Source organism: Streptomyces sp. NPDC127177 (assembly GCF_042672475.1).
Taxonomy (GTDB): domain Bacteria; phylum Actinomycetota; class Actinomycetes; order Streptomycetales; family Streptomycetaceae; genus Streptomyces.
The window spans coordinates 124,806-131,848 of sequence record NZ_JBHXUW010000016.1 but is presented as its reverse complement, the minus strand read 5'-3'; the positions used below and the strand labels follow the sequence as shown (position 1 = coordinate 131,848).

5 protein-coding genes and 1 pseudogene are annotated in these 7,043 nt (G+C 73.6%); 2 read left to right on the top strand and 4 right to left on the bottom strand.

From position 1 onward, the window contains the following. Positions 1-130 precede the first annotated feature (130 nt). Together ACFVJX_RS12990 and ACFVJX_RS12985 are read left to right on the top strand one after the other, a co-directional pair. A complete protein-coding gene (locus tag ACFVJX_RS12990) occupies positions 131-3,148 on the top strand; it encodes a DEAD/DEAH box helicase (protein ID WP_384132900.1) in 3,018 nt (1,005 codons plus the stop codon). Next, entirely contained in the window at positions 3,145-4,458 is a 1,314-nt protein-coding gene (locus tag ACFVJX_RS12985) for an SWIM zinc finger family protein (protein WP_384132897.1), read from the top strand. Before ACFVJX_RS12990 ends, ACFVJX_RS12985 begins: the two co-directional genes overlap by 4 nt. On the opposite strand, the pseudogene ACFVJX_RS12980 reads toward ACFVJX_RS12985, so the two are convergent. The 4 genes and pseudogenes from ACFVJX_RS12980 to ACFVJX_RS12965 all read right to left on the bottom strand — a co-directional run. Further along, positions 4,445-4,771 (bottom strand): annotated as a pseudogene (locus tag ACFVJX_RS12980) (LysR substrate-binding domain-containing protein); the annotation flags it as partial. The gene ACFVJX_RS12985 and the pseudogene ACFVJX_RS12980 sit on opposite strands and share 14 nt — an antisense overlap. Before the next feature lie 58 nt (positions 4,772-4,829). Next, positions 4,830-5,066, bottom strand: coding sequence for a hypothetical protein (locus tag ACFVJX_RS12975; RefSeq protein WP_384132895.1), 237 nt, complete (start codon positions 5,064-5,066; stop codon positions 4,830-4,832). A gap of 92 nt (positions 5,067-5,158) precedes the next feature. Next, complete coding sequence (locus ACFVJX_RS12970) at positions 5,159-5,776, bottom strand: peptidase (protein WP_384132892.1); 618 nt, start codon at positions 5,774-5,776, stop codon at positions 5,159-5,161. 39 nt (positions 5,777-5,815) lie between these two features. Then, entirely contained in the window at positions 5,816-7,027 is a 1,212-nt protein-coding gene (locus ACFVJX_RS12965; RefSeq protein WP_384132889.1) for a pyridoxal phosphate-dependent aminotransferase, read from the bottom strand. Positions 7,028-7,043 lie beyond the last annotated feature (16 nt).

Here is a 7,043-nt window from a genome sequence, read left to right as displayed (position 1 = left end):
GCCCCCGCGGGGGGGCGCCGGACGGCCCGCTGTCGGACCCCCCGCCTAGACTCGCCAGTCAGAGGGATCCGGTACCGGACGTGCCGGTGACGGCCGTGATCAGGACCCAGGACAGTGAGGGGAGGGGCCGGTGGCCATCGCATCGGAATCGCAGGACGCGACAGTCGGCCGGCTGCTGCGCTGCGCCGCCGTCTTCCTGCCCGCGGCGCTGCCGAGGGAGGGCCGCATCGCGTTCTGGGAGCCGGAAGGCGCCCCGCTCCCCGGCCCCGGTGAGACGGCCGCTCTCGCGGCCGGTTCCGGCCCCGACACCGGCGAGCGGATCCCGGACGTCCCGGAGATCACGGAGATCACCGTCGTCCGACGGCACGGCGGCCGGGGGGACGACATCCGCCCGCACACCGTCCCGGCCCTCGTGTTCCCCCTGGCCGACGCCGTGCCGCTGCTGGCCCGCGCCAGGCACCAGCAGTCCGCGCACCCCGCCACCCGCTGCTGGGGCGCGGCCACGCTGCACGCGCTGCATCTGGTGGCAAGCGGCCGGATGCTCCCCGGGCTGACGCCCGACGACCACGACGCCTGGCGGGCGGGACCGCGCGCCGCCGAGGACGTGGCTCATCTGCGGGCGGTCGCCGCGGCCATGCCGCCCGAGGGGTACGCGGTGCCGTTCCCCGACCGCACCCCGCTCCAGGTCCCCGACCCCGGGCCGCTGATCGGCTCCTTCCTCGACGCGGTGGCCGACACGCTGCCCCGTACCCCCGCGGCGGCCTTCGCCATGGGCGCGCCCTTCGCCGCCCGGGAGGCCCAGTACCTGCCCGCCGCCCGCGAGTGGGCCGTGGAGGTCGCGGCGGGACTGGACGCGGGCGTACGGGTCTCGCTGCGCCTGGACCTCTCGGCGTACGAACTCTTCGACACCTCTGACACCTCTGACACCTCCGACGCCGGTGATGGCCCCGACGCCGGTGATGCCACCGGTACCGGCTATCACCCCGGCACCGGCGACCCCACCGACACCTCAGAGTCCGGCGGCACGGCTGCCGCCGCGCGCCATGCCGCCGCGGCCATCACGCAGGTGCACAGCCTCGCCGACCCGACCTATGTCGTCGACGCCGCCGCGCTGTGGAACGGCGGGGCGGGCGAGCCCTTCGGCCCGCGGGCCCGGATCGACGCCGTGCTCGCGCTCCGCCGGGCCGCCCGCGTCTGGGCCCCGCTGGAACGGCTGCTGGACCAGCCCGTCCCCGACGTACTGGCCCTCACCGAGGACGAGTTGTACGAGCTGCTGAGCGACGCCGGGGCCAGGCTGTCGGCCGCCGGGGTCAGCGTGCACTGGCCCAGGGAGCTGGCCCGTACCCTCACCGCGGCCGCCGTGGTGCGGACCGCGCCGGGCACGGCCACCGACGGCACGGCGTTCTTCGACGCCGAACAGCTCTTCGCCTTCAACTGGCAGCTGTCGCTGGGGGACCAGCAGCTCACCGAAGCCGAGATGGACAGGCTCGCCGAGGCCCACCGGCCCGTCGTGCGGCTGCGGGACCAGTGGGTCGTCGTCGACCCCGCGCTCGTGCGCAAGGCGCGCAAGCGGGAGCTCGGCCTGCTCGATCCGGTCGACGCGCTCGCCGTCGCCCTGACCGGAAGCGCCGAGGTGGACGGCGAGCAGGTCGACGCCGTGCCGGTCGGGGCGCTGGCCGCGCTCCGCAGCCGCATCCTCGATGACGACACCACCGTCGAACCGCCGACCGGCCTCGACGCGACACTCCGCGACTACCAGCTGCGCGGCCTGGCCTGGCTGGACCGGATGACCTCGCTCGGCCTCGGCGGCTGCCTCGCCGACGACATGGGCCTCGGCAAGACGATCACACTCATCGCCCTGCATCTGCGCCGCGCCCATCCCGCGCCCACCCTGGTGATCTGCCCCGCCTCGCTGCTGGGCAACTGGCACCGGGAGATCAACCGCTTCGCCCCCGGCGTCCCCGTGCGCCGGTTCCACGGCACCGACCGCACCCTCGCCGAACCCGACGGCGGCTTCGTCCTCACCACGTACGGCACGATGCGCTCCAGCGCCGCCGAACTGGCCGCGCACAGCTGGGGACTGGTCGTCGCCGACGAGGCGCAGCACGTGAAGAACCCGCACTCCTCGACAGCGAAGGCGCTGCGCACGATCCCCTCCCCGGCCCGGGTCGCCCTGACCGGCACGCCCGTCGAGAACAACCTCTCCGAGCTGTGGGCCCTGCTCGACTGGACCACGCCCGGACTGCTGGGCCCCCTCAAGGCGTTCCGTGCCCGGCACGCCCGGATCGTGGAGAACACCGGCACGGCGGCCGGAATCGGCAACGACGAGGCGGTGGAGCGGCTCTCCCGGCTGGTCCGCCCCTTCCTGCTGCGCCGCAAGAAGTCGGACCCGGGCATCGCCCCCGAGCTGCCGCCCAAGACGGAGACCGACCACCCCGTCTTCCTCACCCGCGAACAGGCCACGCTCTACGAGGCGACGGTGCGCGAGACGATGGCGTACATCGAGGCATCGGAGGGCATCGCCCGGCGCGGCCTGATCATGAAGCTGCTGGCCTCCCTCAAGCAGATCTGCAACCACCCCGCGCAGTATCTGAAGGAGGAGCCGACCCGGCTCGTCGGCCGTTCCGGGAAGCTCGACCTGCTCGACGAACTCCTCGACACGATCCTCGCCGAGGACGGCTCCGTCCTGGTCTTCACCCAGTACGTGACGATGGCCCGGCTGCTCTCCGCACACCTCACCTCGCGGGCGATCCCGTCCCAGCTCCTGCACGGCGGTACGCCGGTGCCCGAGCGGGAACGGATGGTGGACCGCTTCCAGTCCGGCGAGGTGCCGGTGTTCCTGCTCTCCCTGAAGGCGGCGGGCACCGGGCTGAACCTCACCAGGGCCGCCCACGTCATCCACTACGACCGCTGGTGGAACCCGGCCGTCGAGGAACAGGCCACGGACCGCGCCTACCGCATCGGGCAGACCCAGCCGGTCCAGGTGCACCGGCTGATCGCCGAGGGCACGGTCGAGGACCGGATCGGCGAGATGCTGCTCGCGAAGCGGGCCCTGGCCGACGCCGTGCTCGGCACCGGGGAGACGGCGCTGACCGAGCTCAGCGACCGCGACCTGGCCGACCTCGTCTCCCTCCGGAGGCCGTCATGAGCCCCCGTCCCCCGTCCCTGCCCTCCGCCCGCGAGGCGCGCCCCGTCGCCCGGTCCAGGCCGGGCCCCGACGATCTGCGGCGCACCTTCGAGGCGGTGCCCGCGCGGACGTCCGGCGACGACGGGCCGTTCGCCGACAGCTGGTGGGGCCGCGCCTGGGTGGCGGCGCTGGAAGCCCTCTCGATGGACGCTGCGAGGCTTGCCCGGGGCCGTGCGTACGCGGACGGCGGGCACGTCGCCGCGGTCACCGTCACCCCCGGCCGCGTGGTCGCCTACGTGCACGGCAGCCGCCCCCGGCCCTACCGTGCCGAGCTGCGGCTTCGCACCCTCACGGACGCCGACTGGGAGACCTTCCTCGACGCGGTCGCCGCCCGTCCCGGCCACCTCGCCGCGCTGCTCGCCAAGGAGATGCCGCACTCCCTGGCGGACACGGCGGCCGCCTCCGGGGTCGCGCTGCTCCCCGCGGCGAACGACCTGGACCCCACCTGCTCCTGCCCCGACCACGGCTGGCCCTGCAAGCACGTGTCGGCGCTCTGCTACCAGATGGCCCGGCTCCTGGACGCGGATCCGTTCGTCCTGCTCCTCCTGCGCGGCCGGGGGGAGCGCGAGCTCCTGGAGGACCTCGGCCGGCGCAACGCCGCGCACTCCGCACGGGAGCGGCCGGCCGCCCCGGCGGCCCCCGCCGTGCCGGCGCGGGACGCGCTCGCCGACCGTTTCCTGCCCCCGCTGCCCGTCCCGTTCCCGGTGGAGCCGCACCCGGGTCAGCCGCCCTCGTACCCGAGCCTGCCAGGGAGCAGGGACCCGCTCGCCCTCGACCAGCTGGCCACGGACGCGGCTGCCCGCGCCCACGCCCTGCTCACCACCGGTCTCGACCCGCTCGCCGGGCTCACGCCCTGGCAGGACGCGGTCCGGCTGGCGGCGGCCCGCCCCACCGCGGGGCTCACCGCCACCACCCGTGCCCTCTATCGCGAACTGGCCTCCGCCACCGGCCGCAACATCACCGACCTGGCCCGCGCCGTCGCCGCCTGGCGTCAGGGTGGGCCCGAGGGCCTGGACGTGCTCGAAACGCCGTGGGACCCCCCGGCGGGGCCGTTCGACCGGGCCAGGCCGGCTCTCGCCGCGGCCGGCTTCCCCCGCTTCCAGCCCTGGCGCAACCACCTCACCCACCCCGGCGGCACGCTCCAGCTCCGCTTCGGCCACGACGGCCGCTGGTACGGCTACGAGTCCGACCCCGGCCAGGACGAGTGGTGGCCGCGCGCCGTGCCCGACACCGACCCGGTCGGTGCGCTCCTGGAGCTCAGCGGCGGCTGACCCGGCCGGGCGGTTCCCCGGGAGCACCGGCGGCCTCCGGCGATCCCGATGACTCCGTCGCCCGGACACCGAGGGGGGACAGGAACGCCACAGCGGCGGGCGAGGGCGGGAACTCACTCCAGATGAGGCGTTCCACCCGGGCGGGAGCGTCGCGGACCGGGAGGGTCAGCAGGTCGGGGAGATCGAAGACGGCGGCTTCGGGCAGCATCCCGATGCCCAGTCCCTGCCGGATCAGCCGGACCATGAAGTTCACATTCGTCACCTCGAAGGCGACCTCCCGCCGGACCCCGGCCGCGGTGAACGCCTCGTCCGACTGGGCCCGCGCCGCGGCCGGTCACATCGGCTCCACCGTCCGGGCGTTCGGTGCCGAACTACAGCCGCGTCTCGATGTAGTCCTTGCCCCGGACGGCAGCCACCGTCGCCGGCCGGGGTTCCGGGGATGAGCCGGTGTCCAGCGTGGCGTACGCGACGGGCGCGCCCGCGGCCAGGACGGCGAGGCCGGTCGTGGCGGCGGCGAGTGCGGTCCGGCGCCGGGTGCGGGGGAGGTGAGGAATGGGGAGCCCTTCGGTTCCGGATGCGGGGGTCTGGCGCGGACGCGCGGGCCTCACTGTGGCAAGCGGCCCCCGCCGGACGGCGGCGGAACAAGGGGGCGTCGCGCGTGAATCACCCGAACGGTCAGGCCGGACCGCCTGCTGGGCCGTCAGGCTCCCGCGCGCATCGACACCCCGCGCCCCGCGAAGAAGCGCTCGAAGTCGGACAGGGGAAGCTCCGCCGCACGGGTCGCGGCCGTGGTGCCCGACGGGTTGTGGAAGTGGACGCCCGTGTCGTCGGGCGTACGTGACGTCAGCAGGACCAGGTGCCCGCCGCGTCCCGGTGCGGGCTGCCGCGGACGGCGGATCGCGTAGTGCACCGAGGCCATCACGGACCAGCCCGCGTCCAGCAGGTCCAGGATCTCCCGCGGTGTCAGGTGGCGGTGGACCGTGGCGTCCATGCCGTGCCGCTCGCGGACGTACCGGGCGAAGGGATCGTAGATCAGGCCCCGGATCACGCCGTCCGGGTCCTCGGTGTACGCGCCGTACCCGAGTGCGCCGTCGCGCAGCGCGAAGAGGGGCGGGGCGCCGGCGCCGAGCGCCATGCGCAGACACGTCATGCCGCACAGATGACCCGCCCAGCGCGCGTACTCCGCCGGTGAACTCGCTCCCGAGTCCGCCCAGGCGGGGTCGGATGCCGGGTCGAGCCCGTCCTCGACGATCGGCCCGACGAGCTCGAACGAGGCGAACTGGGTGTGCACGGGGACCTGGCAGGTGGGACAGCTCACGCTCGGTATCCGTTCATCCGTCCGTCCCCGGCGTCCGGATCACTGCCGGTACCCGGTCAAGAAGCGGCCGATCCGGCTGATCGCCGCGTCAAGATCATCAGCGTACGGGAGGGTCAGGATGCGGAAGTGGTCGGGACGCGGCCAGTTGAAACCGGTGCCCTGCACCACCTGGATCTTCTCGCGCAGCAGCAGGTCCAGGACGAACTTCTCGTCGTCGACCAGGGGATGCACCTTCGGATCGATGCGCGGGAACGCGTACAGCGCGCCCTTGGGCTTCACGCACGACACCCCGGGGATCTCGTTGAGCTTCTCCCAGGCGCGGTTGCGCTGCTCGTACAGCCTGCCCCCGGGCGCCACCAGCTCCCGGATCGTCTGCCGTCCGCCGAGCGCCGCCTGGATGGCGTACTGCGCGGGGGCGTTGGGGCACAGGCGCATGGAGGCGAGCATGGTCAGCCCCTCCAGGTAACTGCGCGCGTGCTGCTTCGGACCGGACACCACCATCCACCCCGAACGGAAGCCGGCCACCCGGTACGTCTTGGAGAGGCCGCTGAAGGTCAGGCAGACCAGGTCGGGGGCGAGGACCGCCACGCTGTGGTGCTCGGCCTCGTCGTAGAGGATCTGGTCGTAGATCTCGTCGGCGAGGACCATCAGCCCGTGCCTGCGGGCCAGGTCGAGGATGGATTCGAGGACCTCGCGCGGGTAGACGGCACCGGTCGGGTTGTTCGGGTTGATGATCACGACGGCCCTGGTCCGGTCGGTGATCTTCGACGCCATGTCGGCGAGATCGGGGTTCCAGTCCGAGGCCTCGTCGCACATGTAGTGCACGGCCTTTCCGCCGGCCAACGTCGTCACCGCGGTCCACAGCGGATAGTCCGGGGAGGGGATCAGCACCTCGTCGCCGTCCTCCAGCAGCCCCTGTACGGCCATGGAGATCAGCTCGGACACCCCGTTGCCGAGGAAGACGTCGTCGACGCCGACGTCGGTGAGCCCCATCGCCTGGTAGCGCTGCGCCACCGCCCGGCGGGCGGACAGGATGCCGCGCGAATCGGTGTAGCCGTGGGCCTGCGGGAGCATCCGGATCATGTCCTGGACGATCTCCTCGGGCGCCTCGAAACCGAACAGTGCCGGGTTGCCCGTGTTGAGCCGCAGCACGCTGTGGCCCGCCTCCTCAAGGGCGTTGGCGTGCTCGATGACGGGGCCCCGGATCTCGTAACAGACCTCGTTGAGCTTGCTGGACTGGCGGAATTCCATGCGGTGCTGCCTCCCG